Annotated in this window: 17 protein-coding genes; 9 read left to right on the forward strand and 8 right to left on the reverse strand. The window is 71.1% G+C overall.

Going from position 1 to position 23,188, the window contains the following annotated elements:
* Positions 1 to 165: 165 nt before the first annotated feature.
* Positions 166 to 3,063, forward strand: coding sequence for a BTAD domain-containing putative transcriptional regulator (locus tag ABZ862_RS20105; RefSeq protein WP_360959873.1), 2,898 nt, complete (start codon positions 166 to 168; stop codon positions 3,061 to 3,063).
* A gap of 67 nt (positions 3,064 to 3,130) precedes the next feature.
* Here ABZ862_RS20105 and ABZ862_RS20110 read toward each other — a convergent pair whose 3' ends face one another.
* Both ABZ862_RS20110 and ABZ862_RS20115 read right to left on the reverse strand, forming a co-directional pair.
* The gene (locus tag ABZ862_RS20110; RefSeq protein ID WP_360959875.1) at positions 3,131 to 4,771 is read right to left on the reverse strand and encodes a helix-turn-helix domain-containing protein; all 1,641 of its coding nucleotides are present in this window, start codon (positions 4,769 to 4,771) and stop codon (positions 3,131 to 3,133) included.
* A gap of 289 nt (positions 4,772 to 5,060) precedes the next feature.
* Entirely contained in the window at positions 5,061 to 6,305 is a 1,245-nt protein-coding gene (locus ABZ862_RS20115; protein ID WP_360959877.1) for a M6 family metalloprotease domain-containing protein, read from the reverse strand.
* A 406-nt stretch (positions 6,306 to 6,711) separates the two neighbouring features.
* Here ABZ862_RS20115 and ABZ862_RS20120 point away from each other — a divergent pair, with 406 nt between their 5' ends.
* Positions 6,712 to 7,365, forward strand: a complete 654-nt coding sequence (locus ABZ862_RS20120; protein ID WP_360959879.1) for a TetR/AcrR family transcriptional regulator — start codon at positions 6,712 to 6,714, stop codon at positions 7,363 to 7,365.
* A gap of 383 nt (positions 7,366 to 7,748) precedes the next feature.
* On the forward strand, positions 7,749 to 9,305 hold the full coding sequence (locus ABZ862_RS20125) for an MFS transporter (RefSeq protein WP_360959881.1): 1,557 nt from the start codon (positions 7,749 to 7,751) through the stop codon (positions 9,303 to 9,305).
* A 98-nt stretch (positions 9,306 to 9,403) separates the two neighbouring features.
* On the opposite strand, the gene ABZ862_RS20130 is transcribed toward ABZ862_RS20125, so the two are convergent.
* Positions 9,404 to 10,021, reverse strand: coding sequence for a MarR family transcriptional regulator (locus ABZ862_RS20130; protein WP_360959883.1), 618 nt, complete (start codon positions 10,019 to 10,021; stop codon positions 9,404 to 9,406).
* A 159-nt stretch (positions 10,022 to 10,180) separates the two neighbouring features.
* Between ABZ862_RS20130 and ABZ862_RS20135 the strand changes: the two genes are divergently transcribed.
* A complete protein-coding gene (locus ABZ862_RS20135) occupies positions 10,181 to 10,972 on the forward strand; it encodes a class III extradiol ring-cleavage dioxygenase (RefSeq protein ID WP_360959884.1) in 792 nt (263 codons plus the stop codon).
* Between the two features lie 9 nt (positions 10,973 to 10,981).
* On the opposite strand, the gene ABZ862_RS20140 is transcribed toward ABZ862_RS20135, so the two are convergent.
* Positions 10,982 to 11,518: an N-acetyltransferase family protein gene (locus ABZ862_RS20140; protein WP_360959886.1), complete on the reverse strand. Its 537-nt coding sequence runs from the start codon at positions 11,516 to 11,518 to the stop codon at positions 10,982 to 10,984.
* A gap of 229 nt (positions 11,519 to 11,747) precedes the next feature.
* Here ABZ862_RS20140 and ABZ862_RS20145 point away from each other — a divergent pair, with 229 nt between their 5' ends.
* Positions 11,748 to 12,746: a sigma-70 family RNA polymerase sigma factor gene (locus ABZ862_RS20145; RefSeq protein WP_360959888.1), complete on the forward strand. Its 999-nt coding sequence runs from the start codon at positions 11,748 to 11,750 to the stop codon at positions 12,744 to 12,746.
* A 711-nt stretch (positions 12,747 to 13,457) separates the two neighbouring features.
* On the opposite strand, the gene ABZ862_RS20150 is transcribed toward ABZ862_RS20145, so the two are convergent.
* Positions 13,458 to 14,426: a YafY family protein gene (locus ABZ862_RS20150; protein WP_360959890.1), complete on the reverse strand. Its 969-nt coding sequence runs from the start codon at positions 14,424 to 14,426 to the stop codon at positions 13,458 to 13,460.
* A gap of 453 nt (positions 14,427 to 14,879) precedes the next feature.
* Between ABZ862_RS20150 and ABZ862_RS20155 the strand changes: the two genes are divergently transcribed.
* The 4 genes from ABZ862_RS20155 (at position 14,880) to ABZ862_RS20170 (ending at position 19,421) form a co-directional block, all read left to right on the forward strand.
* A complete protein-coding gene (locus ABZ862_RS20155) occupies positions 14,880 to 15,641 on the forward strand; it encodes a DeoR/GlpR family DNA-binding transcription regulator (RefSeq protein WP_360959891.1) in 762 nt (253 codons plus the stop codon).
* Complete coding sequence (pfkB, locus tag ABZ862_RS20160; RefSeq protein ID WP_360959892.1) at positions 15,638 to 16,585, forward strand: 1-phosphofructokinase; 948 nt, start codon at positions 15,638 to 15,640, stop codon at positions 16,583 to 16,585. The genes ABZ862_RS20155 and pfkB overlap by 4 nt, the downstream gene beginning before the upstream one ends.
* A gap of 211 nt (positions 16,586 to 16,796) precedes the next feature.
* Positions 16,797 to 18,917 (forward strand): fructose-specific PTS transporter subunit EIIC, encoded by a 2,121-nt coding sequence (locus tag ABZ862_RS20165; protein WP_360959894.1) that lies wholly within the window; start codon positions 16,797 to 16,799, stop codon positions 18,915 to 18,917.
* Between the two features lie 204 nt (positions 18,918 to 19,121).
* Entirely contained in the window at positions 19,122 to 19,421 is a 300-nt protein-coding gene (locus ABZ862_RS20170; RefSeq protein ID WP_360959896.1) for a hypothetical protein, read from the forward strand.
* A 43-nt stretch (positions 19,422 to 19,464) separates the two neighbouring features.
* Here the strand turns inward: ABZ862_RS20170 and ABZ862_RS20175 are convergent, their stop codons facing one another.
* From ABZ862_RS20175 to ABZ862_RS20185, 3 genes are all read right to left on the reverse strand, one after another.
* Positions 19,465 to 20,211, reverse strand: coding sequence for a DUF6227 family protein (locus tag ABZ862_RS20175; RefSeq protein ID WP_360959898.1), 747 nt, complete (start codon positions 20,209 to 20,211; stop codon positions 19,465 to 19,467).
* 232 nt (positions 20,212 to 20,443) lie between these two features.
* Positions 20,444 to 21,670, reverse strand: coding sequence for an Ig-like domain-containing protein (locus tag ABZ862_RS20180; protein WP_360959900.1), 1,227 nt, complete (start codon positions 21,668 to 21,670; stop codon positions 20,444 to 20,446).
* A 194-nt stretch (positions 21,671 to 21,864) separates the two neighbouring features.
* On the reverse strand, positions 21,865 to 22,950 hold the full coding sequence (locus ABZ862_RS20185; protein WP_360959902.1) for a P1 family peptidase: 1,086 nt from the start codon (positions 22,948 to 22,950) through the stop codon (positions 21,865 to 21,867).
* Positions 22,951 to 23,188 lie beyond the last annotated feature (238 nt).

Here is a 23,188-nt window from a genome sequence, read left to right on the forward strand (position 1 = left end):
GTCCGCGGGCGCCGCCACAATGGAAGGCGGCGCCCGCGACGCGGACTCGGCTGTCTCGTCCGTCGTGCCGCCCCCGGCATGCGGCTGGTTGAGGTCCTCACCTCACACATCTCATGATCTTTTACCGAAGGCTTCGTCTCACCATGACCCTTGGGAGGCGCGAGAGTGGACTCGGATCCGACGCCCACGACGGACCGTTCGTTGCGTCTCTCGGTCCTTGGACCTCTGAGGGCTTGGTACCAGGAGACGGAGCTGCCTCTGGGGCCGCCCAAACAGCAGAGCGTGCTGGCACTGCTGCTGGTCCAGGCGGGGCAGCCGGTGCCGCTGCACCAGATCGTCGACGCGCTGTGGGGCGACGATCCACCGGCACGGGCGGTCAACGTGGTGCAGCGGCATATGGGTTCCCTACGGCGGCTCCTGGAACCCGGCCTGCTACAGCGGAGTGAAGCACGTGTGCTCGTGCGGGCGGCCGGCGGCTACCGGCTGAACGTCGGGGAAGAGGCCCTGGATCTCCTTCGATTCCGCCAGCTGCGCGACGCAGGCCAGGACGCTGCCGAAAACGGCCGACAGGAAGAGGCCGTCGACCTGTTCGTCAAGGCGCTCTCCCTGTGGCGCGGCCCTGCCGCGGCCGGTCTGCCCCACGAGATCCGCTCGCACACCGTGTTCGCGGGAGTCGACGCGGAGTACTTCCGTGCCGCTCGGGCCGCCGCACAGGCGGCGCTGACCGCCCGCCGTACCAAGGCTGCGCTGCCGCTGCTCAGACACGCCGCGCACGGCGCCCCCCTCGATGAGGTCCTGCAAGCCTGCTTCATTCGCGTGCTGGCCGCGGAGGGGCACACCGCTCAGGCACTGGAACACTACCGAAGCACCCGCTCGCAGCTGGCAACCGAACTGGGCGTTGCTCCGGGTGCCGAACTACGCGCCGCGCAAGCCGCCGTGCTGCGCAGGACGGCGCACCACACCGGGGACACTCCCGCACACGCCCCGGCGCCCACGGCATCCGGCGGCAGAAGACCCCAAGCGCCACATCCCGCCCAACTGCCGGCCGGCCTGCATGTGTTCACCGGAAGGAAGGAGGAGATCAAGCGCCTTGACTCCCTGCTGCCGACCGACCCGCACACGGCCGTCGTCATCAGTGCGATCGGGGGTGCGCCGGGCGTGGGGAAGACCGCGCTCGCGCTGCACTGGGCCCATCGCAACGCACACCGATTCCCGGACGGGCAGCTGCACATAAACCTGCGCGGATACGATCCCGCGGCAGATCCCCTTACCCCGTCCATGGCGATCGGCTACTTCCTGGAATCACTCGGCATCCCGAGCGAACGCATCCCCTCCCATCTCGACAGCCAGATCGCTCTTTACCGCAGTCTCCTGGCGGGGCGCCGGTTTCTGATCCTTCTTGACAACGCACGAAACGCCGAACAGGTGCGTCCGCTGCTGCCAGGAACCCCGGGTTGCCTCACCGTCGTCACCAGTCGCGAACAGATGACAGGGCTCGCCGTCTCCGCGGGGGCGCATCTGCTGCGTATAGACGTCCTTACGGTTGCCGAATCTCTTGAGTACCTCTCGAAAAGACTCGGAAAATCACGGGTCGGGCGCGAGCACGAGGCGGCACTTGCCATAGTCGAGCACTGCGGTCGGCTGCCGCTGGCCCTTGCCATTGTCTGCGCCCGCGCTGAAAGCCGGCCAATCACTCCGCTCGCCGATATCGGGGCGGAATTGGAAGAACGGCGTGACAGTCTCCGCGCCTTCACCGTGGACGGAGAGAACGACCCCGTCACCGACACTCGCTCTGTTTTTTCCTGGTCGTACCGCGCCCTCACCGGACGAGCGGCCGAAGCATTCCGCCGCCTGTGGTTGAGCCCGGCACGCGATGTCTCACTCGAAGCCGCGGCAAGCATGACCGGCCTGCCGATGGGGGCCACGCGGCAGGTGATGTCCGAACTCCACCGCGCCAGCCTCTGCACCTCAGAAAGATCCGGCCGCTACAGCACGCACGACCTCCTGAGGGTCTTCAGCAAGGAGATGTCCCACTCCGAAGATTCCGGCCAGGCCCTTGAGGTGGCCCGCCGACGACTCTACGACCACTATCTGCACACTGCGCACAAAGCCTCCACCGTCATCAATACGCACAGAGAACACCCTCTGCTTCCGCTCGCCGCCCCCGGCACTCAGGTCGCATCCTTCACCGGCACAGAATCTGCCGCCGACTGGCTGCATCATGAGATATCCAATCTCCAGACCATCGCCCTCCACGACACGGATTACGGCGCGGACACACAGGTCTGGCGACTGGCCGCTGTTCTTGAGTTGTTCCTTGACCGCAGCGGGCGCCGCCAGGAGCAGATTGAGATCCAGAGCGCAGCGCTTTCGGCGGCACGACGTACCGCCGACACATCGGGACAGGCGCACATGCACAGGTCCCTGGGTTTCGCCCTCGGCCGGACAGGACGAAACGCCGAGGCCGAAAGTCACCTGAATGAAGCGTTGGCGATGTTCTCCAAGGCCGGCGACCTCTCCGGGGAGGCGCTGACTCGCCGGTACCTGGCTTTTCTGGCGAATGCCGGAGAAGCGCATCGAGACGCTCTCCTACACTATGAAGCCGCCGCCTCTCTGTACAAGGAGGCACATCACGCGGTAGGGATTGCCTCCGTGTCCAACGAGGTCGGCTGGACCCGTATTCTCATGGGGGACTTCGAAGGCGCGCTCCGGGACTGCCGTCACGCTGTGGACGTCGCTCAAAGGGCTGGAAACCGGAATGTCGAGGCGGCGTCCTGGGACAGTCTGGGGGTCGCCCATCATCGCCTCGGTCACAAGGGTGACGCCCTGCAGGCGCTTCATCGGGCTCTGACCTGCTATCGGGAACTCAACGATGCATACCTGATCGCCGACACGCTCATACACATCGGCGACGTGCATGCCACTGAATCTCCTGGACAGGCCCACGCGGTCTGGACCGAGGCACTCGACATCCTGGATTCGCTCGGCCACCCCGAAGGCGATCTGGTACGAGAGCGACTCAGGAATGAGCCCGGGATCAGGCAGACCGCGGACTCCGGGTAAGAAGGGCGACCAGGGCCGGCGGTGTGCTGGTCGTGGTGGGTGCGTCGGGTGGCCGTGGGCGCAGGGGTCATGACCGGGGCACCGTCTGGAAACGGGATGCCGCGTGGAGGTCCGCTGTGATGCGGGAGGCCGTGGTGAGGAGTGCGGGGAGGATGTCCGTCACGCATTCCTGTGCGGTGCGGCGGGCCGTGTGCATCGCCGTGCTCACCGCCGCCACCGTTCTTCCGGCGCGGTCGTGGATCGGGACCGCCATCGCGCGCAGGCCCTTTTCCAGTTCGTCCTCCACCATGGCGTAGGGGACGGAGGAGGCGGCCGCGGGGGCCGGCGGTGGTGCCAGGATGCGGCCCGCCGCTGTCGCCTGGGCCGGTAGCCGGGTGCCCGGGGGCATGTGCACGCTCATGACGTGGGGGGCCGGTACCCAGGTCGTGTACCGGACGTCCGGCGGGGCCGCCACGGCCAGTGCCGTCGACTCCTGGATCCGGGCGGTCAGTTCCCGCAGGTGCGGGGCGGCCAGGGCGGGGAGTGTCGTACGGGACAGGGGCGGGTAGCCCAGGGCCAGGACCCGGGGGGTCAGGCGGAACGCCTCGGCTTCCTTCTCCACCAGGCCCAGATGCACGTACGTGATCAGTGCTCTACGGGCCGTCGCCCTCGCCAGGCCCGTGGCCTTCGCCACCGCCGAGAGGGTGAGCTCCGCCCGGTCCTCGCCGAACACCGTCAGGACCGTCAGGCCCCTGGCGAGGGATTCGATGAAGTCCCGGCCCAGTTCCCGCTTCGACGCCGATGTCCACGCCGCCAGGTTCACGGGGGGCGGTTCCTGGGGTGGGGGCGGTGACTTCGCCTCCGTCCCGGTCTCCGCCAGTGTCCTTTCCATCGCTCCTGCCGCTGCCTGCAGGCGGGGGAGCAGGGTTTCCCGGAGTTCCTCCGCCGTGTGGCGGCTCGTGTGGCTCACCACGTTCGCCACGCAGACGATGCGGCGCGTACCGGGGTGGCGGACGGGGACCCCCACCGCCACCAGGCCCGGTTCGATCAGCTGGTCGTCCAGGGACCAGTCGTTCGTCCTCGCCTCCTCCGTCCGGGCCTCGAAAGACCGGGTGGTGCGAGGCGGGGGTGGTGCGGCGGTGGCGGTGGCGAGGGCCGGGACCGCGGGGAAGGTTCTGTCCTGGGGGTCCGACTGTCTGCGGCTGCGCCAGGTCTGCCAGTCGTCCTCGGTCCACTCCGTCGCGAACAGGGGCCCCGGTGCCGTGCGTTCGGCCGGGAGAAGGTCTCCCATCCGGAAGCTCAGGGACATCGCGCGGCGGCGGGTCGCCTGGTGGATGAAGCGGATGCCGTCCCGGTCGGCCACCGCCAGGGAGACCGACTCGTCCAACTCGTCCGCCAGGGCATCTGCTTGGGGATTGAGGAGGGCGGGGACGCGAAGGGCGGCGAGGTAGGCGTTGCCCAGCTCCATGACGCGGGGGGTCAGGACCGCGTCCCGGCCGTCCAGGCGGACGTAGCCCGTACGGGCGAGGGTGGTCGTGATGCGGTCGACGGTGGAGCGGGCCAGGCCCGTGGCGTGCTCCAGGCCACTCGGGCTCAGTCTGCCGCCCGCCTCCGTCAGGCACAGCAGTACCGCCACGCCGCGCAGGAGCGGCGTCACCGCCTCGGCGGGGGGTACGGCTGCGGAGGCGGTCGCTCCTGGTGGGGCGGGCTCCGGCATCTGGGTCGGCATCGGCCCTCGCTTCTCCGTACGGCTGCTGCGCCGCCTACCGTAGCCCGGCGAGCGGCCGGCCCTGTCGTGGCTGCCCGGTGACCGGCCGGCCTCGACGTGGCCTGCGTGGTGAGGGGCCGGCGGCCCTGCCGGGGTCCGTGTTCGACCGGCCCTGCCGAAGTCCGGGTCCGGCCGGCCCGACCGCTGCCCGGGGACCGGTCGGCGCCACTGCGGTCCGGTGACCCGTCGGCCCATCGTCGCCCGGTGACCGGCCGGGACCACCGCGGTCCGCCGACCGGCCGGGCGGTGGTCAGTTCCGGGTCACCGCCACCCGGTAATCGCCCGCCGGGTCCGGCGCCAGTACGGAGACGCGGATGCCGTGCTTCGGGTCGCTGAAGGACTCGCCGGGAGCGAAGGGGGCGTCCGAGAGTTCCGCCTGCACGTTCGGGCTGCGGGTGCAGCCGCCGCTGTCGTTGTGGGCGTCGTAGACCTTCACCGGGCCCTGACCCGTGTCGACGTCGGCGCTCACCTTGTAGATGAGGACACCGGGGCCGCACACGGTCTCGTCGTTGCCCTCGCGGGTGCGCAGTTCGACGGCGTAGCCGGTGCGGCCGTCGAGCGGGACGAACACGAGCTTCGGGCCGCCGGTGCGCGCCAGCGGGGTGAGCGGGTACTCGGCCGTCCCCGGGGTTGCCGCGCAGCGCACCTGGGACGCGTCCAGCCAGCCCAGTTTCCACTTGTGCCAGCCCAGCAGGTCGTTGTCGGCGCCCCAGTCCTCGCTCATGATGTCCCAGTGGCCGGCCGCGTTGCCGCCCTCCTGGGTGTAGAGGTCGGGCAGGCCGAAGACGTGGCCGTTCTCGTGCGGCAGCACGCGGTAGCCGGTACGGGTGTAGGAGCCGGAGCCGTCGTCCTGGCGGGAGTAGACGAAGGAGGCGTTGGCCACCGGCACCCCGTCCGCCACCGGCGCCTCCGCGTTGCCCGCGAACGTCACCGACAGGACCGTGTCGAGGGCGGACGGGCCGGCGTTCGGGGTCATCAGGACGTTCAGGAAGTCGTACGAGCGGAAGTCGACCACCGGGTCCGCGGTGGCGACGATGTCCTGGATGAGGTGCCGGTAGCCCGGGTCGAAGGGGGCACCGCGCTCTATGCCGTACGCCGCGAACGGCTTCGGCATGTGCAGCCAGTGCGGTACGGGGGTCTCGGGGCGGTAGTCGAGGCGGCCGTAGGAGCTGGTGCGGAACCACTGGCGGGTCTGCGGGAAGAACTCGCGGTAGCGGGCGAGCGCGCTGCCCTCGCCGGGCGCGTCGGGGAAGTCGACCATCAGGGTCAGGGCGTGGACGACGCCCGTCGAGCGGGCGTAGCCGGCGGCGGTGGGGACGCCCTCCGACATCTGTACGTCCGGTCCGCCGCTGATCAGGCAGGGGGACAGGGAGGACGCGCGGGCCAGGGCGATCGGGCCGGCGCCGATCGAGCGGGAGGCTTCGGTGAGGCGTCCGGTGGCGGCCGAGGTGCTCACCGCGAAGGTCAGCGCGGTCACCGAGGCCAGGGCGACCATCCGGCGGGGGCTGCGGTCGGGACGTATCCGGCGGCCGGGACGTGCACGGCGGGCGGGACGCGCACGGCGGCCGGGGCGTATGCGGCGGTCGGTCGGCTGCGGGGTCGGCTGCGGCGGCATACGGGGCCCTTCGATCCGGGCAGCCACCCCGTACCGGGCTGCACCCTTTCGATCACCCTGTGTCGGCGCGGCGCGGGGCGCTCGCTGGAGGCGACCGATCGTGGCGCCGGGGTGAGTTCGCCGCCGGGGGCCGGATATTTCCCTACGAAGACGGTGTGACGCAGGTCACTTCAAAGTTCTTCGCGGGAGGGAAATAACCGGGGATCGTTTCCCCGTTTAGACCTGTGTCCGAGCGAAACGGGGACCTGGTCCCCGGTATCGAGGCAACCGACCGAAGGAGTACGCCGTGCAGACCGCGACCCCCGTGCAGCGCAAGGTGACCAGGCCCCGTGCCGACGCCCTGCGCAACCGGGAGCGGATCGTCACCGCGGCCCGCGAGATGTTCGTCGAGTTCGGGCCCGAGGTGCCCTTCGACGACATCGCCCGCCGGGCCGGGGTCGGCAACGCCACGGTGTACCGCAACTTCCCGGACCGCGAGACCCTCGTCCGCGAGGTCGTGTGCTCCGTCATGGACCGTACGGCCGAGGCGGCCGAGCAGGCCCTCGCGGAGAACGGCGACGCGTTCACGGCGCTCGAGCGGTTCGTGCACGCCGCGGCGGACGAACGGATCAGCGCGCTGTGCCCGATGGTCTCGACGACGTTCGACAAGTACCACCCCGATCTGGAGGCGTCCCGTCAGCGGGTCGAGCGGCTCGTCGAGGAGGTCATGGACCGCGCCAAGGCGGCCGGGCAGCTTCGTACGGACGTGGATCACGGCGACCTCATGGTCATCGTGGCCCAGCTCGGCCGGCCCCCGGCCGGCGCCAACTGCCTCAGCATCGACCGTTTCGTCCACCGGCATCTGCAGCTGTTCCTGGACGGGCTGCGGGCCCCGGCCCGTTCCGTCCTGCCCGGTTCGGCCGTGACCCTGGAGGATCTCCGGCGGTGCTCCGATTCCTGACCATGCCCATGCCCATGCCCATGCCTGTGCCCGTGCCCGTGCCCGTGCCCGACGGAACCCTCCGGACCGGATCCGCCGAAACCTTGGGATTCCTTTGGAGACCACCGGGTCCGTCAACCCCGACCGCACACCTCAGGTCTTGACCGATGAGGTCCGGGTCCCGCGCCGGTCCTCACAGCCGTAGCAGCCAGCCGTAGCAACTCGTAGCAGCTCTTGTCCCGCAGCCCGTCAGTTCCCGCAGCTCTCAGATCCCGCGGCACCGCGGTTCATCGAGCGTCTCGGTTCCTGAAGCCACTCCATCCATCCGGTCCGTAGCCACTCAGTCCTTTACGTACGTCCTGCACCGTTCCCTTTCACCGCGAAGTCCCGAAGTGGGTACCCCCATGTCTGAAACAGCCGTAAAGGCTCCCGGCAGCGCCGCATCCGGCGACGCCAACCGCTGGAAAGCGCTCGTCTTCATCGCGCTCGCCCAGCTGATGGTCGTCCTCGACGCGACCATCGTGAACATCGCTCTGCCCTCCGCCCAGCACGACCTGGGCATATCCGACGGCAACCGGCAGTGGGTCGTCACGGCCTACGCCCTCGCCTTCGGCGGACTGCTGCTCTTCGGCGGCCGTATCGCCGACCTGTGGGGACGCAAGCGCGCCTTCGTCATCGGCCTGACCGGCTTCGCCCTGGCCTCCGCGCTCGGCGGCGCGGCGACCTCCGGCGCGATGATGTTCGGCGCCCGCGCCCTCCAGGGCGTCTTCGGCGCCATGCTCGCGCCCGCCGCGCTCTCCCTCCTCGCGGTGATGTTCACCGACCCCAAGGAGCGCGCCAAGGCGTTCGGCATCTACGGCGCGATCGCCGGTGGCGGCGGCGCCGTCGGCTTCATCCTCGGCGGTGTGCTGACCGAGTACCTCGACTGGCGCTGGACGTTCTTCGTGAACATCCCGTTCGCCGTGGCCGCCGCGCTCGGCGCGTTCTTCGTCATCCGTGAGCCGGAGGGCGGCCGCAACCGCAACCCGCTCGACATCCCCGGCGTCCTGCTGTCCACCCTCGGCCTGGTCTCGCTCGTCTACGGCTTCACCCGCGCCGAGTCCGACGGCTGGGGCGACTCCACGACCATCGGCCTGTTCGTCGCCTCGGCGGTCCTGCTGCTGGCGTTCATCGTCACCGAGGCCCGCGTCAAGGCTCCGCTGCTGCCCCTGCGGGTCGTGACCGACCGCAACCGCGGCGGCATCTACCTCTCCCTCGGCATCGCCATCATCGCGATGTTCGGCACCTTCCTCTTCCTGACCTACTACCTCCAGGTCGTGAAGGGCTACACGCCGATCAACACCGGCTTCGCCTTCCTGCCGATGGTCGCCGGCATGATGGTCGGATCGACGCAGATCGGTACCCGCCTGATGACCCGCGTCCCGGCGCGGGCCCTGATGGGACCGGGCTTCCTGGTCGCCGCGAGCGGCATGTTCCTGATGACCCGGCTGAGCCTCGACTCGACGTACGCCACGACCGTGCTGCCCGCGATGATCCTGCTCGGCCTCGGCATGGGTACGGCGTTCATGCCGGCGATGTCCCTGGCCACCCTGGGCGTCGAGCCCCGGGACGCCGGTGTCGCCTCCGCGATGGTCAACACCTCGCAGCAGGTCGGCGGCGCGATCGGCACGGCCCTGCTGAACACCGTCGCCGCCTCCGCGACGACGTCGTACATCAAGGACCACATCGCCGGTGCCGGCTCCAGGACCCAGCAGCAGCTGGTCCAGTTGCAGGGCATGGTGCACGGCTACACCACGGCCATCTGGGTCGCGGTCGGCATGCTGGTGCTGGCCTCCGCGGTCGTCGTGACCCTGGTCAACGCCGGGCGCCCGGGCAGCGGTGCCGCGGTCGGCGGCACCAAGCTGGCCGGCTCCGGCGAGGAGGCCGAGGACGCGATGACGGTGCCGGTGATCGCCCACTGACGGCGGCCACGGCGTAACACCCCTTCGGGTCACTCGTACGTACGAGGAAGGGGACGCCTCGTACGTACCTCCCCGCGGACCTGTCCGGTGCGGCGCGCTCAGCGCAGCCAGGGCAGGTCCGCACCCGCTTCGTCCGGCTGGAGTCCCTCGGCGACGATCTGCATGATCTCGCCGAGGGACTTCTGCTGTTCCGGGGTGAGCCGGTCGAACAGCGCCTGCCGTACGGCGTCCACATGCCCCGGCGCGGTCCGCCGCAGCACCTCGCCGCCCTGCTCGGTCAGCACCGCGAACTGGCCCCGCTTGTCGGAGGGGCAGTCCTCGCGCCGTACCCAGCCGCTCTTCTCCAGCCGGGCCACGGCGTGCGAGAGCCGGGAGCGGGTGATCTTGGCGCTCATCGCCAGTTCGGTCATCCGCAGCCGGCCGCCGGGCGCCTCGGCGAGCTGGACGAGGAGGCCGTAGTAGATGTGCGGCATGCCCGCGTCGCGCTGGAGCTGACGGTCGAGGTGGTCCTCGAGGAGGGTGGTGGCGTGCCGGTAGGCGCGCCAGACGCGCTGCTCGCCGGGGGTGAGCCAGCGGTGCCGGGGCGTGGTGGCGGAGGAGGCGGTGGCCGTTCCGGGGGCGTCGGTGCTTCCGGCGGGGGCGGTACCGGGCGCGGGGGCAACGGTGGTCGAGCTGCCTGGGGCGGAGCCGGGGTCGGGGTCGGGTGCCGTGTCCATGCGCTCCACTGTACGAGGCATCTCCTTGAAAATTGAACAAGTGGCGCGTAAGCTGTGCGACAGAAAGCTTGAGAGTTAAAGCAAGAGATCGTGTACAGATCGTGGTCCGCGCCGGACGCCGCAATCGGCGGGCGCTGCCCGCCGGAGGGAGCCGCCGTCATGTCAGCCGCCACCCAGGAGCGCATGCCCGCGCTCTACCTCAGCCACGGCGCCCCGCCCCTCGCCGACGACCCGGTCTGGCCCGGCGAACTCGCCGCCTGGTCCGCCTCGCTGCCCCGTCCCAAGGCGATCCTGATGGTCTCCGCCCACTGGGAGGAGGCCCCGCTCGCCATCGGCGCCGTCGAGACGATCCCCCTCGTCTACGACTTCTGGGGCTTCCCCGAGCACTACTACCGCGTCACCTACGAGGCGCCCGGCGCCCCCGCGCTCGCCGAGTCGGTACGCAAACTCCTGCGCGCCCCCGGCATGCCCGTGCAGGACATCCCGGACCGCGGACTCGACCACGGCGCCTACGTCCCGCTCGTCGAGATGTACCCGGGTGCCGACATCCCGGTGCTGCAGATCTCCCTGCCGACCCTCGACCCGGTCAAGCTGATGGAGATCGGCCGCAAGCTGGCGCCGCTGCGCGACGAGGGCGTCCTGATCGTCGGCTCCGGCTTCTTCACCCACAACCTGGCCGCCCTGCGGCACGTGGGCGGGGGAGTGCCGAGCTGGTCCACCGAGTTCGACGACTGGGGGAAGCGCGCCCTGGAGGCCCGCGACTGGGACGCGCTGTCCGACTTCCTCCACAAGGCCCCGGCCGGCCGCTACGCCCACCCGCGCACCGAGCACTTCGCCCCGCTCTTCGTCACCCTGGGCGCGGCGGACGCCGGCGGCGGGGCGGACGCGCAGAAGTCCGTGATCGACGGGTTCTGGCTGGGGCTGGCGAAGCGGTCGGTGCAGTTCGGCTGACGGGCGGGCCTACAACTCCTTCTCGTACCAGTCCACGTCCCAGTAACGGCCGAACTTGCGGCCGATCTCCCGGTAGGTGCCCACGTACCGGAAACCGAAGCGTCCGTGCAGCCGCACGGACGCTTCGTTGGGCTGGGTGATGCCCGCGTAGGCGCGGTGCAGGTCCTCGCCGGCGAGGACCTCGAAGAGCGCCTCGTAGAGAAGCGTGCCGATGCCGCGCCGGCCCGGGGTGCTCCCTCTGACGGCATACGCGGCGACGTAGACCGTCGTCTCCACGGAAGTGGAGTAGGCGGCCTTCGGCCGGTGCGGGCTGGAGGTGGCGTAGCCCAGAATCTCCTGTGAGCCGGTGTCCACGGCAACCATCAGCCGGTGCGGACCGTCTTCAGGGTGGGAGAGCAACCAGGGCCGGCGCTCCTCGGGGGTGAAGGCGACCGTGTCGAAGGTGATCGGTGTCTCACGGACGTAGTGGTTGTAGATCTCGGTGAGGGCGTCGAGGTCCTCTTCGGTCCCCGGCCTGACCTGCACCTCTGCGTGGTCCGACGGCATGACGGCCTGGCTCCTTCCCGAAGTCGCACAGGGTACTGCAAGATCAGAAAAATCGTGGGGCGGGTTGGGAATTCTGTCCGGATTCCAGTCGTTGTTTCCATCAGATGCGGGGCACACGAGGAGAGTCCCACGCAGTACCAGGGGCCTCCAGGAGCCACCCGGGCAGCACCGGGGAGGTGCCGAGCATCTACCGGACCACCCGCCAGCCCACCATCCCAAGGGAGCACGCATGGCAACCCGTGCCGTCGCCCGTCGTACGTCCGCCACCGGCGAGAACGTCGATGCGGCACGCAGTGTTCGCGCCCATGGCGGCGAGATCGCCGATCGCGACCTGGTCGGCATGTACCTCGACGAGATCGCGCGTACACCGCTGCTCGACGCCGCAAGGGAAGTAGAGCTGTCCCAGGTCATAGAGGCGGGTGTGTTCGCGCGGCAGGTCCTCGACGGCGAGGAGGAGTCCACCACGGACGCCACCCGCGAGGAGCTCGAGGCCCTGGTCGCCGAGGGGGAGCGCGCCAAGGACGTCTTCATCCGCTCCAACCTCCGCCTGGTGGTCGCGGTCGCCCGCCGCTACCCCCGCAGCGGGCTGCCCCTGCTCGACCTGGTCCAGGAGGGCAACGCGGGCCTGGTGCGCGCGGTGGAGAAGTTCGACTACCGCAAGGGCTTCAAGTTCTCGACGTACGCGACGTGGTGGATCCGCCAGGCCATCACCCGCTCGATAGCCGACCAGTCGCGCACCATCCGGCTGCCCGTCCACCTCGTGGAGGAACTGGGCCGGATCCGGCGTGTGCAGCGCGAGTTCAACCGGGAGCACGGGCGCGACCCGGAGCCCGAGGAGATCGCCGCCGAGCTCGGCTCGAACCCGGTGCGTGTCACCGACGTGCTCGACTGGGCCCGCGACCCGGTCTCGCTGAACATGCCGGTGGACGACGAGGGCGAGACCCAGTTCGGCGACCTCCTCGAGGACACCTCCGCGGTCTCCCCCGAGCAGTCGGTGCTCACGCTGCTGCGCAGCGAGGAGCTCGACGACCTCATCGGCCGCCTCGACGAGCGCACGGCCTCGATCATCAAGATGCGCTACGGCATCGACGACGGCCGGGAACGCACGCTGACCGAGGTCGGCAAGGAACACGGCCTGACCCGGGAACGCATCCGCCAGATCGAGAAGCACGCGCTGCTGGAGCTGAAGAAACTGGCCCGCCAGACGGGCTTCGACGCGGCGGCGTGACGGCGGGGCGGTCCGAAGGAGTGCGGGTTTGGGGCTGCGCGCCGACGGGGTTGCTTGTCGGCGGGGCGGCGGGGAGTTCGTGACGCGTGCCGCCGGGCGGCGTACGGCGGCTGCGGCGCGTACGCCCGGTGGCGGAAGACCGCGCAAAGATGGCGCGGCGACGCCGCTTCAACTCGCCGGGGCGCGGGAACAAAGCTTCAGGGCCCAGGAGTTGAGGGCTCTGGACCGTACCTTTCGAAGCCCGGACGCCTCCGGGGCCTCATGAAGCCAAGCGATACCCTGCCCGGTACTGTTCTCCTGCTGCCCTACGTTGTGGGGTCACGACAACGGCGTGCGGCCACCGGCGGCCGGGTGCACCCACCCCCTGTGCCACACCTGCACCCGCACCCCGCAGACCCAGTCCCGCCGCACTCCCCCCGGCGCCGGGACTTACCCGGAGCCGGGCTTCGGCGCCTACCCCCCAGGTGTCGGGGCCCGGCTCGCCCCTCGCCGGTCGCGCCCCGGATCCCGCGGCGGCCGCGCCCCGGATCCCGCGGCGGCGGAGTGACGACAGGGTTCTACGGCAGGGGTCTATGACAGAGCTGGGCGACGGGGCTTGACGACGGGCTTTGACGGCAGGGTCTGCGGGCAAGGCCGGAGGCGGGTCACCCCGGACCTGAACCCCGGGGTGGCCCGCCGGACGGCAGATTCTGTCACAGCACTCCCGGCCCCTCACCGGCCCCCCGCCGCCCGGAGCAGCCGTGTGCCCCACGTCCGCACGAGCTCGACGAGTTCCGCCGGTTCCCGCACCGTGAAGTCGACGTCCAGCGTCAGCAGCCGTATCGCCAGCCAGTCGGCGGGACCGTCGGAGGTCGCGCGCAGGCGGCAGCTGGAGCCGTCGATCGGCTCGGGCACGCCCACCCAGGCCGGCAGACGCCGGGCGACCACCTCGGCGGGAGCGGCGAAGACGACGTCGAACGCGTAGGTCTCCTGGTGCCGCCGGATGGACTGCCGCAGATACTCCGCCGCACCCCCGGCCGGCACGTCCCGCGGAGCGAACCGCGCGCCGGTCGCCGACGGCTCGCTCACCCGGTCCACCCGGAAGGTGCGCCAGTCGCCGCGGCCGAGGTCGTAGGCGACGAGGTACCAGCGCCGCCCGGTCGACACCAGCCGGTACGGCTCCGTCTGCCGCCGGGACTCCGTACCGTCCTTCGCGCGGTACGCGAAGCGCAGCTGCTCCTGGCCGGTGATGGCCGAGGCCATCACGGTGAGGGTCTCCGGTGCCACGCTCGCCGCGTCGCCACCGGCCAGCAGGACGGTCGCGGACTGCAGGGTGCTCACCCGGTGCCGCAGCCGCGACGGCAGCACCTGCTCCAGCTTGGCCAGCGCCCGTACGGACGCCTCGTCGACGCCCTCGACCGCGTGACCGGCCCCGGCGCGCAGCCCGACCGCGATGGCCACCGCCTCCTCGTCGTCCAGCACCAGGGGCGGCATCGCCTTGCCGGCGACCAGCCGGTAGCCCCCGTCGGAGCCCTTCGTCGCTTGGACGGGATAGCCCAGCTCACGCAGCCGGTCGATGTCCCGCCGCACCGTGCGCCGGGACACCCCGAGCCGGCCGGCCAGCTCGCCACCGGGCCACTCGCGGGGTGTCTGGAGGAGGGACAGGAGCTGGAGGAGCCGGGCCGGGGTGTCCGTCGTCATGCCGCCCAGGATGCTTCATCCCTAGGACACGAACTGGCCTAATGAACCGGCTCGCCAGTCCCTTCCTGCCGTCGGGGGGGTGTCGGGGCGTCGTCGGGGTGTGGTCGGGGCGTCGTCGGGCATTGCCGGGGCATGGTGCCGGACTCTGTGGTCGTGTCCGTATGTGGCCGGGAGGGGCGGCAGCAGTCGATGTCCGATCATGACCGTTTCCCTTTTCGCCGCAGCCGTCCACCAGGGCCGAAAGGCCCCGTCTCTTGCCCCGCGTCAGGGCCCAACGATCTACTCGCCCACCTGAAGGCCAGGGCCGGTCGGGCCGACTTTCTCCCCCTCTCCGCCCATCGGAAGCCCGTTCGTGCCCGGTTTGGGCCCGATCATGTTTACTTTCCCGGAGTCCGGGCGTAGCCTGTGGGGAGCGAAACCACAAGTTCGGGCATGAGTCGGAGGTAAGCGGGCGTGTACGCTCCGGAGCGGCAGCAGGAGATACTCCGGCTTGCCCGTGACGGTGGCCGGGTGGACGTGGTGTCGCTGGCCGAGGAGTTCCACGTCACGGTGGAGACGATCCGCCGTGATCTGAAAGCCCTCGACCGGGCCGGCCTGGTACGCCGGGTGCACGGCGGCGCCATCCCGGCCGGGCTGCTGGACTTCGAGCCGGACCTCGCCGAACGCGAGGACACCGCCATCGACGAGAAGGACCGCATCGCCAAGGCGGCCCTCGCGGAACTCCCGGCGGACGGCACGGTGATCCTCGACGCCGGCACGACCGTCGCCCGTCTGGCCGGGGTGATCCCCCTGGAGGCGTCGCTCACCGTCGTCACCCACTCCCTGCCGATCGCGGCCCGCCTCGCGGACCATCCCGGCATCCAACTGCATCTCGTCGGAGGACGCGTCCGGCACCGTACGCGCGCCGCCGTGGACGCCTGGGCGTTGCGCGCCTACGGCGAGATCCGCGCCGACGTCCTGTTCGTGGCCGCCAACGGCTTCTCCGTCGAACAGGGCCTGACCACCCCCGATCTCGCCGAGGCCGCGGTCAAGCGCGCGGCCATGACCGCAGCCCGCCGCGTGGTGCTGCTCGCCGACTCCTCCAAGTACGGCCAGGAGCACTTCGCCCGCTTCGGCGGCCTGAGCAACGTGGACCTGTTGATCACCGACAGCGGGCTGAGCCCCGACAGAGCAGCCGCCATCGAGCGCGGCGGTATGGAAGTAGTGCGCGCATGATCCTCACCATCACCCCGAACCCGTCCCTCGACCGTACCTACGAGGTCCCGTCGCTCGACCGAGGCGAGGTCGTCCGCGCCACGGGTGAGCGCACGGATCCCGGAGGCAAGGGAGTCAACGTCTCCCGCGCCGTCACCGCCGCCGGCCAGCGCACGGTGGCCGTTCTGCCGCTGGGCGGCGCGCCCGGCGCGCTCGTCGCCGAACTGCTCGACGCCCAGGGCATCGAGGTCGCGCAGGTCCCCATCGCCGGCCCCACCCGCTCGAACATCGCGCTCGCGGAGGCCGACGGGGTGCTCACCAAGATCAACGCGCCGGGTCCGGAACTGTCCGCCGCCGAACAGGAACTGCTCCTGGAGACGGTCCGCGAGCAGTCCCGCGACGCCGACTGGATCGCCTGCTGCGGCAGCCTGCCGCGCGGTCTCGCGCCCTCCTGGTACGCCGATGTGGTCGCACGGGCGCACGCCGGGGGTGCCCGGATCGCGCTCGACACCTCCGGTCCCGCGCTGCTCGAGGCGCTGCGTGAGCAGCCCGACGTGGTGAAGCCCAACGCCGAGGAACTCGCGCAGGCCGTCGGCCGCCCGCTGCTGACCGTGGGCGACGCCGTGAAGGCGGCCGAGGAACTCCGCGCGATGGGTGCCCGTGCCGTCCTCGCGAGCCTGGGCGCCGACGGACAGCTGCTCGTGGACGACGCGGGCACCTGGTTCGGTAGCGCCCACGTGGAGGTCGTCCGCAGCAACGTCGGAGCGGGCGACTCCTCCCTCGCCGGCTTCCTGATCGCCGGCGGCAGCGGCCCGCAGGCACTGGCCTCCGCGATCGCGCACGGCGCGGCCGCCGTCCAGCTGCCCGGCAGCGTGATGCCCACGCCCGGCGACCTCGACCCGGCGGCGGTGACGGTCACGGACGACATCCCGGTGGACCGCGTCCTGACGGAACCGGCCGCCTGAACGCGCGCACCGGCGCGCCTCCCGAGCCGGCAGCGGCCTCCCCGCCCTGCCCGGCTCCCCGGCCGCCCGCGGCTCCCGGGCCGCGGACGACGCCCCCCGAACCGGCCCGCGATCGGTGAGCCACCCGATACTCGCTGGGGCCGCCCGGAGGCGGGGCCCATGGGCCCCGCCTCCACATCTTCCGCGTACGCGCGCAAAGGAGCCGCCCGCGATGAGCGACATGATCGTTGCGGATCTGGTCGATCTCGACCTGTCCGCCGAGACCAAGGAAGCGGCGGTGCGAGCCCTCGCCGCGCGCATGGTGTCACTGGGCAGGGTGACCGATCTCGAGGGCTTAGTCTCCGACGTGGCCGCCCGTGAGGCGCAACTGCCGACAGGACTCGAAGGCGGCATCGGCATCCCGCACTGCCGTACCGAACACATCACCGAGCCGACGCTCGCCTTCGGCCGCAGCGCCGCCGGCATCGACTTCGGCGCCGCCGACGGCCCCGCCGACCTGGTCTTCCTGATCGCCGCGCCCACCGGTGCCGACGACGCGCACCTGACCATCCTGTCCTCGCTCGCCCGGCAGCTGACGAACACCGGGTTCACCGCGGCCCTGCGCACGGCGGACACCCCGGAGCAGGCGGCCGCCCTCATCCGCGGCGACGAACCCGCCCGAGCCGCTGCGCCCGCTCGGGCCGCTGCGCCCGCCGAGGTCGCGGATACCGGCGCTGCTGACACCGAGGACGCCGCAGGAGGCGCCGGGCCGGCCGACGATGCCGACGGCCGTCCGTTCCGTGTCGTCGCCGTCACCTCCTGCCCGACCGGTATCGCGCACACCTACATGGCGGCCGAGTCGCTGGAGAACGCGGGCCGTGAGGCGGGCGTCGAGGTCGTGGTCGAGACACAGGGCTCGGCCGGTTTCGTCCGGCTCGATCCGGCCGTGATCGCCGCCGCGGACGGTGTGATCCTCGCCCACGACGTGCCCGTACGGGACAAGGACCGCTTCGCCGGCAAGCCGACCGTCGACGTCGGCGTGAAGGCCGCCATCAACCGCCCCGCCGAACTGATCGCCGATGTGCGCGGCAAGGCCGAGCGCGGTGAGGTGATCGTGGCCGCCGTACCGGGGGCGTCCGGCACCCCGGTCGAACGCGCCGGTGAGCCCGGGGAGGGCTACGGCACCAAGTTGCGCAAGTGGCTCATGTCCGGCGTGAGTTACATGGTTCCCTTCGTCGCGGCCGGCGGCCTGCTCATCGCCCTCGGCTTCGCGATCGGCGGATACAAGATCAACAAGGCGCCGTCGGTGATGGACCACTTCGTGTGGACCCAGAGCGACAGCTGGGCGGCCCTGCTCTTCCAGATCGGCGGAACCGCCTTCGGCTTCCTCGTCCCGGTGCTCGCCGGCTACATCGCCTACGGCATGGCGGACCGCCCGGGCCTCGTTCCCGGCTTCGTCGGCGGCTCGATCGCGCTCACCGTCAACGCGGGGTTCCTCGGCGGCCTGGCGGCGGGTCTGATCGCCGGCGGCGTGGTGATCGCGATCCAGAAGATCGACATACCGGCGGCCCTGCGGGGCATCATGCCCGTCGTGGTGATCCCGCTGATCTCCTCGGCGGTCGTCGGATTCCTGATGTTCGTCGTGATCGGCAAGCCCATCGCCTCCGCGCAGAAGGGCATGACCGACTGGCTGAACGGCCTCTCCGGGACCAACGCGGTCCTGCTCGGCGCGCTGCTCGGCCTGATGATGTGCTTCGACCTGGGCGGTCCGGTCAACAAGGTCGCCTACACCTTCGCGACCGCCGGTATCGCGGTCTCCGCCCCGAGCGACTCCGCGATGAAGATCATGGCGGCGGTGATGGCGGCGGGCATGGTCCCGCCGCTGGCGATGGCCCTGGCCACCACCGTGCGCGGCAAGCTCTTCACCGAGACCGAGCGCGAGAACGGCAAGGCCGCCTGGGTCCTCGGCGCCTCCTTCATCTCGGAGGGCGCGATCCCGTTCGCCGCGGCCGACCCGCTGCGTGTCATCCCCTCCTCGATGCTGGGCGGCGCGATCACCGGCGCCCTGTCGATGGCCTTCGGCGCCACGCTGCGCGCACCGCACGGCGGCATCTTCGTGGTGCCGCTGATCGGCAATCCGTTCCTCTACCTGATCGCCGTCGCGGCAGGAGTGTGCGTCACCGCGGCGCTGGTCGTCGTCCTGAAGGGCCTCCCCGGGCCGAACCCGGCGCCCGCCGCGGCGGCAGCCGGGGACACGGCTCCGACGGCAGCGGACGGGGAGAAGGAGACGGACAGGGCGGACGCGAACGGCACGGAGGATCTCGACGACACGAAGCAGTCGGCGACGGCCTGACCGTCCGCCACCCGCGGAACACCGCACCGCCGGCCGCGCTCCCCTGTGAGGGGGGCCGCGGCCGGCGGCGTTCGCCCGCGTCCCCACCCGGCCCACTCCGCACGCCCACCCGCCGCTTTCAGGGGGTTGGTGCCGTTTACCTCACATGGGAGATACGTCACGATCCGGGCTCGAAGTCCCCGGCCCTGGTGTCTACTGGAACGCATGCCTGAGCACGTCGCCATCCTCCGGCTGGCCGGAGTGACCGTCCTCGCCGCGGTGACCGCTGTCCTGCTGGTCTGGCTGCAGCACATACTGCGCCGCCGTCGCATGATGGCCGCCGTACGCCAAGAATTCCGCGCCGCGTACCGTCACCGGCCGCCCGCCTCCCCCGGGCCGGGCGAACCCCGGCCCCAGCCCCAGCCCGCGTCCGGTGCCGTGGTCCGGCCGGAGCCCGTCGAACTCACCCCGGAGGAACGCACCGCGTTCGCGGGCCTGGTACGGCAGTTCGGCGACAGCCGCTGACGGCAGCCGCCGGTACCGCGTGGTTGCCGGTGGGGCCGGTCTTTCAGGGCATCCGGCCCGCCCGGCGTTCCATGGCGTCCCTGGCGGCGTCCTCCGTGCCGTACACCTCGCACATGTGCCGCCCGTCCGGGGTCGCCGTGTGCTCCACCTCCCACAGCGAGAGCTCCGTGCCGTCGCGCAGCAGGAACGCGTGCTCGTAGAGCGAGAAGCACAGCCCGGTACGGCCCGCGCGGCAGGGACGCCCGAACGCCTGCGTGATCTGGTGCGCGAAGGCCGTGGTCAGTAACTCGGCGGTGCCCACGTCCGGCCGGTCCTGATTCTCCGCGCGGCGCAGCAACCGCCGCGCGTGGTCCGCCGAGGCGTCCGGCACATACACATGCCGAGGCTCGGGGACCGGTGACAGCTGCACCAGCACCGGCAGTTCGAACTCCGGTGTGTCCGGCGGCAGCGGCAGCCTGGCCGTCGCCGTGCGCAGCTCCTCGTCGTCGATGTACACCTCGTGCTCGGGGGCGGCGCCGGGCAGGGTGTTGTGGACCAGTTCCCAGAGCGTCAGCGCCGAGCCGTCGGCGAGCAGCCAGGTGTGCCGGTACGTCTCCCGGTGCAGCCCCGCGCTGTGGTGCGCGGAGTGCAGCGAACTGTCGTGCGCCAGCGCGCAGTCGAGCCGCCGTATCGTCTCGTCGGGCAGCTCGAAGGAGTTCAGGGCGCGGCCGAGGAGTCGCTCGAGGTGCTCCTCAGGAGACTCGGGCGACTCGGGTGGCTCGTACGCTGCCGTCTCGTACGGAACGCTCAAGGCTTCTCCCGGCGTTGCTGCATGTCACCTTGTGGGTGCATACCGTAGCCCCTCGGTCGGACATCATGTCCGCGAACCGAGAAAACGTATGCGGTGAAAACGTGCGGGCCGCGCGAAAAGTTCCCACGCGGCCCGGTGTGACGTCAGAAGTTGCTGGTCGGAAGGGGGTCGGTGGCCGGAGAAACGGCCAGGGACGGTCTGGAGCCGACCGGAGTCGGCCGGAAACGGCCGGTCAGGCGGCGCTGCCCGCCGTCCACTCGTTCCACGGCAGGTTCCAGCCGTTGAGCCCGTTGTCCGGCGCGACCGTCTTGTCGGGGGAGTTCTTGACGATCACGACGTCACCGATCAGCGAGTTGGCGAAGAACCAGCTCGCGGGTGTGTCGCCCGAGCCGCCGCCCTGCACGTCCGCGAGTCCCACACAGCCGTGGCTGGTGCCTTCCTGGCCGAACGGCGGATTCCCCGTGTTGTACCAGTAGTTGCCGTGGATGAAGGTGCCCGAGGTGGTCAGGCGCATCGCGTCCGGCACGTCCGGGATGTCGTACTCGCCGCCCAGGCCGACCGTCTGGCTGTTCATGCGGGTCTGCTTGAACTTCTCGGAGATCACCATCTGCCCGTTGTAGGTGGTGTGCTCCGCGCTGCCGGTCGAGACCGGGACCGTCTTGAGGGTCGCGCCGTCCCGTACGACCGTCATGGTCTGCGTGTTCGCGTCGACCGTGGAGACCTGCGACCGGCCGATCGTGAAGGTGACCGTCTTCTTCTGTACGCCGTAGACGCCGTTCGCGCCCTCCACGCCGTCCAGGTCGATCTTCATCGTGACCTTGGAGCCGGCCTTCCAGTACTCCTCGGGCCGGAAGTCCAGCCGCTGTGCCCCGAACCAGTGCCCGACGACCTGCTGCCCGCTGCTGGACGTCACCGTGATGTGCGACTGCACGGCCTTCTTGTCGCTGATCACCTTGTCGAAGTCGAACGACACCGGCATGCCCACACCGACCGTCGTGCCGTCGTCGGGCGTGTAGGTCCCGATGAAGCTGTCGGCCGACGCGACCGTGGTGAAGATCGAGTTGGCCGCCGCGGTACGGCCGCTGCCGTCCTTCGCGGTCGCCGAGATCGCGTACTTGGTGCCGCGCTCCAGCTGCTCCTCGGGCTTCCAGGTGGTGCCGTCGGCGGAGATCGCTCCCCGCACCGCCTGCCCCGAGTCCGACACCGTCATCTTCACGTCGGTCAGCTTGCCGTGGCTGACCTTCACCCCGGTCGTGTTGATCGACGCGCCCGTGGAGCCGTCCTTGGCCGAGATCACGATCTGCGCGGTCGAGGTACTGGCGGAGTTCCCGCCGCCGTTGCCGTTGCCGTCGCCGTCGGCCTTGGCGTCGCCGCCGCACGCGGTGAGGGCCAGGGTGCCGACCACGAGGGCCGCACAGGCCACCAGTGCGCGCCGCGCTGCTATGTCCGGCCTTGTCACGGGCTGCTCCAGGTTCGTGTGGTGTGCGTGATCCGCTCCAGTGCGTGGACAAAGAGGCGTACGGGGGCGGGGAAGGTTCCCTCCGACCGCGATCAGCATCGTCACGTGACAGAACCGGGACAATCACACAGCGCACACCCGACGGGGCGTCCCTTTCCCCCCTCCCCCTCCCCCCGCCCGCCCCCTCCGCTCCCCTACCCCCTGCCGTACAGCTCTCCGTACGACAGCCACACCCCGCCGGGCCCGGCCTCGGTCTCCGCCGTCGTGCCGGCCGCCTCCCCCGTCACGGCTGCCGTCGCCCCCGGGACCGGCTCCGCGGCGCGTACCGCGCGGACGATGGCGCGGGTCACCGTGTCCGCGCCCGCCGCGAGGATGTCGTTGAGCGCCAGCGGGTCGGCGGAGTCCAGCGGGTGCACGCCGGTGGCCAGGGCGAACACCGTGTCGCCGTCGTTGAGCAGGTGCACCGGTCGTACGGCGCGCGCGATGCCGTCGTGCGCGGTGCCGGCGAGCTTCTGCGCCTGGGCCTTCGACAGGTCGGCGTCCGTGGCGACCACCGCGAGCGTCGTGTTGAGGGGGACGGGTGCGTTCCGTGCGGCGGCCTCGGCCAGCCTCCGGCGCGCCTCCTCGTGCACACGCGCCTCCGGGACACTCACCCGCCCCTGGAACAACTCGCCGTACAGCGCGCCCGTCCCCGGTTCCACGGCGGAACCCGCGGCGTTGGCGACGACCAGTGCGGCCACCGTGATCCCTGAGACGAGCACGGTGCTCGCCGTGCCGACACCGCCCTTGAGCAGCCCCACGGCGGCGCCCGTACCGGCGCCCACGCATCCTTCCCGCACCGGCGAGCCCGGTGCGCTCGCCGCCGCGTCCTCGACCGCCGCGCGCCCGGTGGCCGCGTCCGGCCGGGCCCGGAAGTCGCCGCCGCGCCCCAGGTCGAAGATGCAGGCGGCGGGCACCACCGGTACGACGTGCGAGGGGCCGGGCCCTACGCGCACCCCGCGCCCGCGCTCTTCGAGCCAGGCCATCACGCCGGACGCCGCGTCGAGCCCGTAGGCGCTGCCGCCGGTCAGGACGATCGCCTCGACCTTCCTGACCAGGTTGCGCGGGTCGAGCGCGTCGGTCTCCTTGGTCCCGGGGCCGCCACCGCGCACGTCCACGGCCGCGACGGCCCCGCCCTCCGGTGCGAGGACCACCGTGGTGCCGGTGAGCCGGCCGTTCCCGGTGAGGGTCGCGTGCCCGACCCGCACCCCGCTGACATCCGTCAGAGCATCGACAGTCATGCCCGCCAGTCTTGCCCGGCCGCCCGGTGACCATGCCTGCCGCCGCTCCGGCACCGGGACCCGCTGCCGCAGCCGCCACCGGTACAGCCGCTCCGGCAGCCGTTCCCGCGGCCACCGCCAGGGCGTACAGGACGCCTGCCGCGAGTCCTTCCCGGCCCCGGAGGAGGACGCCGCACAGCACGAGCGGGGCTGCCGCCGGGGCCGCCGTGCGCAGAGCGGCACTCATGCGGGAAAACTG

The sequence above is a fragment of the Streptomyces sp. NPDC047000 genome (assembly GCF_040644295.1).
In the GTDB taxonomy this organism is placed as follows: Bacteria; Actinomycetota; Actinomycetes; order Streptomycetales; family Streptomycetaceae; genus Streptomyces.

Excerpts from the sequence above, each read along its gene's own strand:
- ABZ862_RS20110 (WP_360959875.1), bottom strand. The coding sequence starts at position 4,771 with ATGCCGACCCAGATGCCGGAGCCCGCCCCACCAGGAGCGACCGCCTCC.
- ABZ862_RS20115 (WP_360959877.1), bottom strand. The coding sequence starts at position 6,305 with ATGGTCGCCCTGGCCTCGGTGACCGCGCTGACCTTCGCGGTGAGCACC.
- ABZ862_RS20125 (WP_360959881.1), top strand. The coding sequence starts at position 7,749 with ATGTCTGAAACAGCCGTAAAGGCTCCCGGCAGCGCCGCATCCGGCGAC.
- ABZ862_RS20130 (WP_360959883.1), bottom strand. The coding sequence starts at position 10,021 with ATGGACACGGCACCCGACCCCGACCCCGGCTCCGCCCCAGGCAGCTCG.
- ABZ862_RS20135 (WP_360959884.1), top strand. The coding sequence starts at position 10,181 with ATGTCAGCCGCCACCCAGGAGCGCATGCCCGCGCTCTACCTCAGCCAC.
- ABZ862_RS20140 (WP_360959886.1), bottom strand. The coding sequence starts at position 11,518 with ATGCCGTCGGACCACGCAGAGGTGCAGGTCAGGCCGGGGACCGAAGAG.
- ABZ862_RS20145 (WP_360959888.1), top strand. The coding sequence starts at position 11,748 with ATGGCAACCCGTGCCGTCGCCCGTCGTACGTCCGCCACCGGCGAGAAC.
- ABZ862_RS20150 (WP_360959890.1), bottom strand. The coding sequence starts at position 14,426 with ATGACGACGGACACCCCGGCCCGGCTCCTCCAGCTCCTGTCCCTCCTC.
- pfkB (WP_360959892.1), top strand. The coding sequence starts at position 15,638 with ATGATCCTCACCATCACCCCGAACCCGTCCCTCGACCGTACCTACGAG.
- ABZ862_RS20165 (WP_360959894.1), top strand. The coding sequence starts at position 16,797 with ATGAGCGACATGATCGTTGCGGATCTGGTCGATCTCGACCTGTCCGCC.
- ABZ862_RS20170 (WP_360959896.1), top strand. The coding sequence starts at position 19,122 with ATGCCTGAGCACGTCGCCATCCTCCGGCTGGCCGGAGTGACCGTCCTC.
- ABZ862_RS20185 (WP_360959902.1), bottom strand. The coding sequence starts at position 22,950 with ATGACTGTCGATGCTCTGACGGATGTCAGCGGGGTGCGGGTCGGGCAC.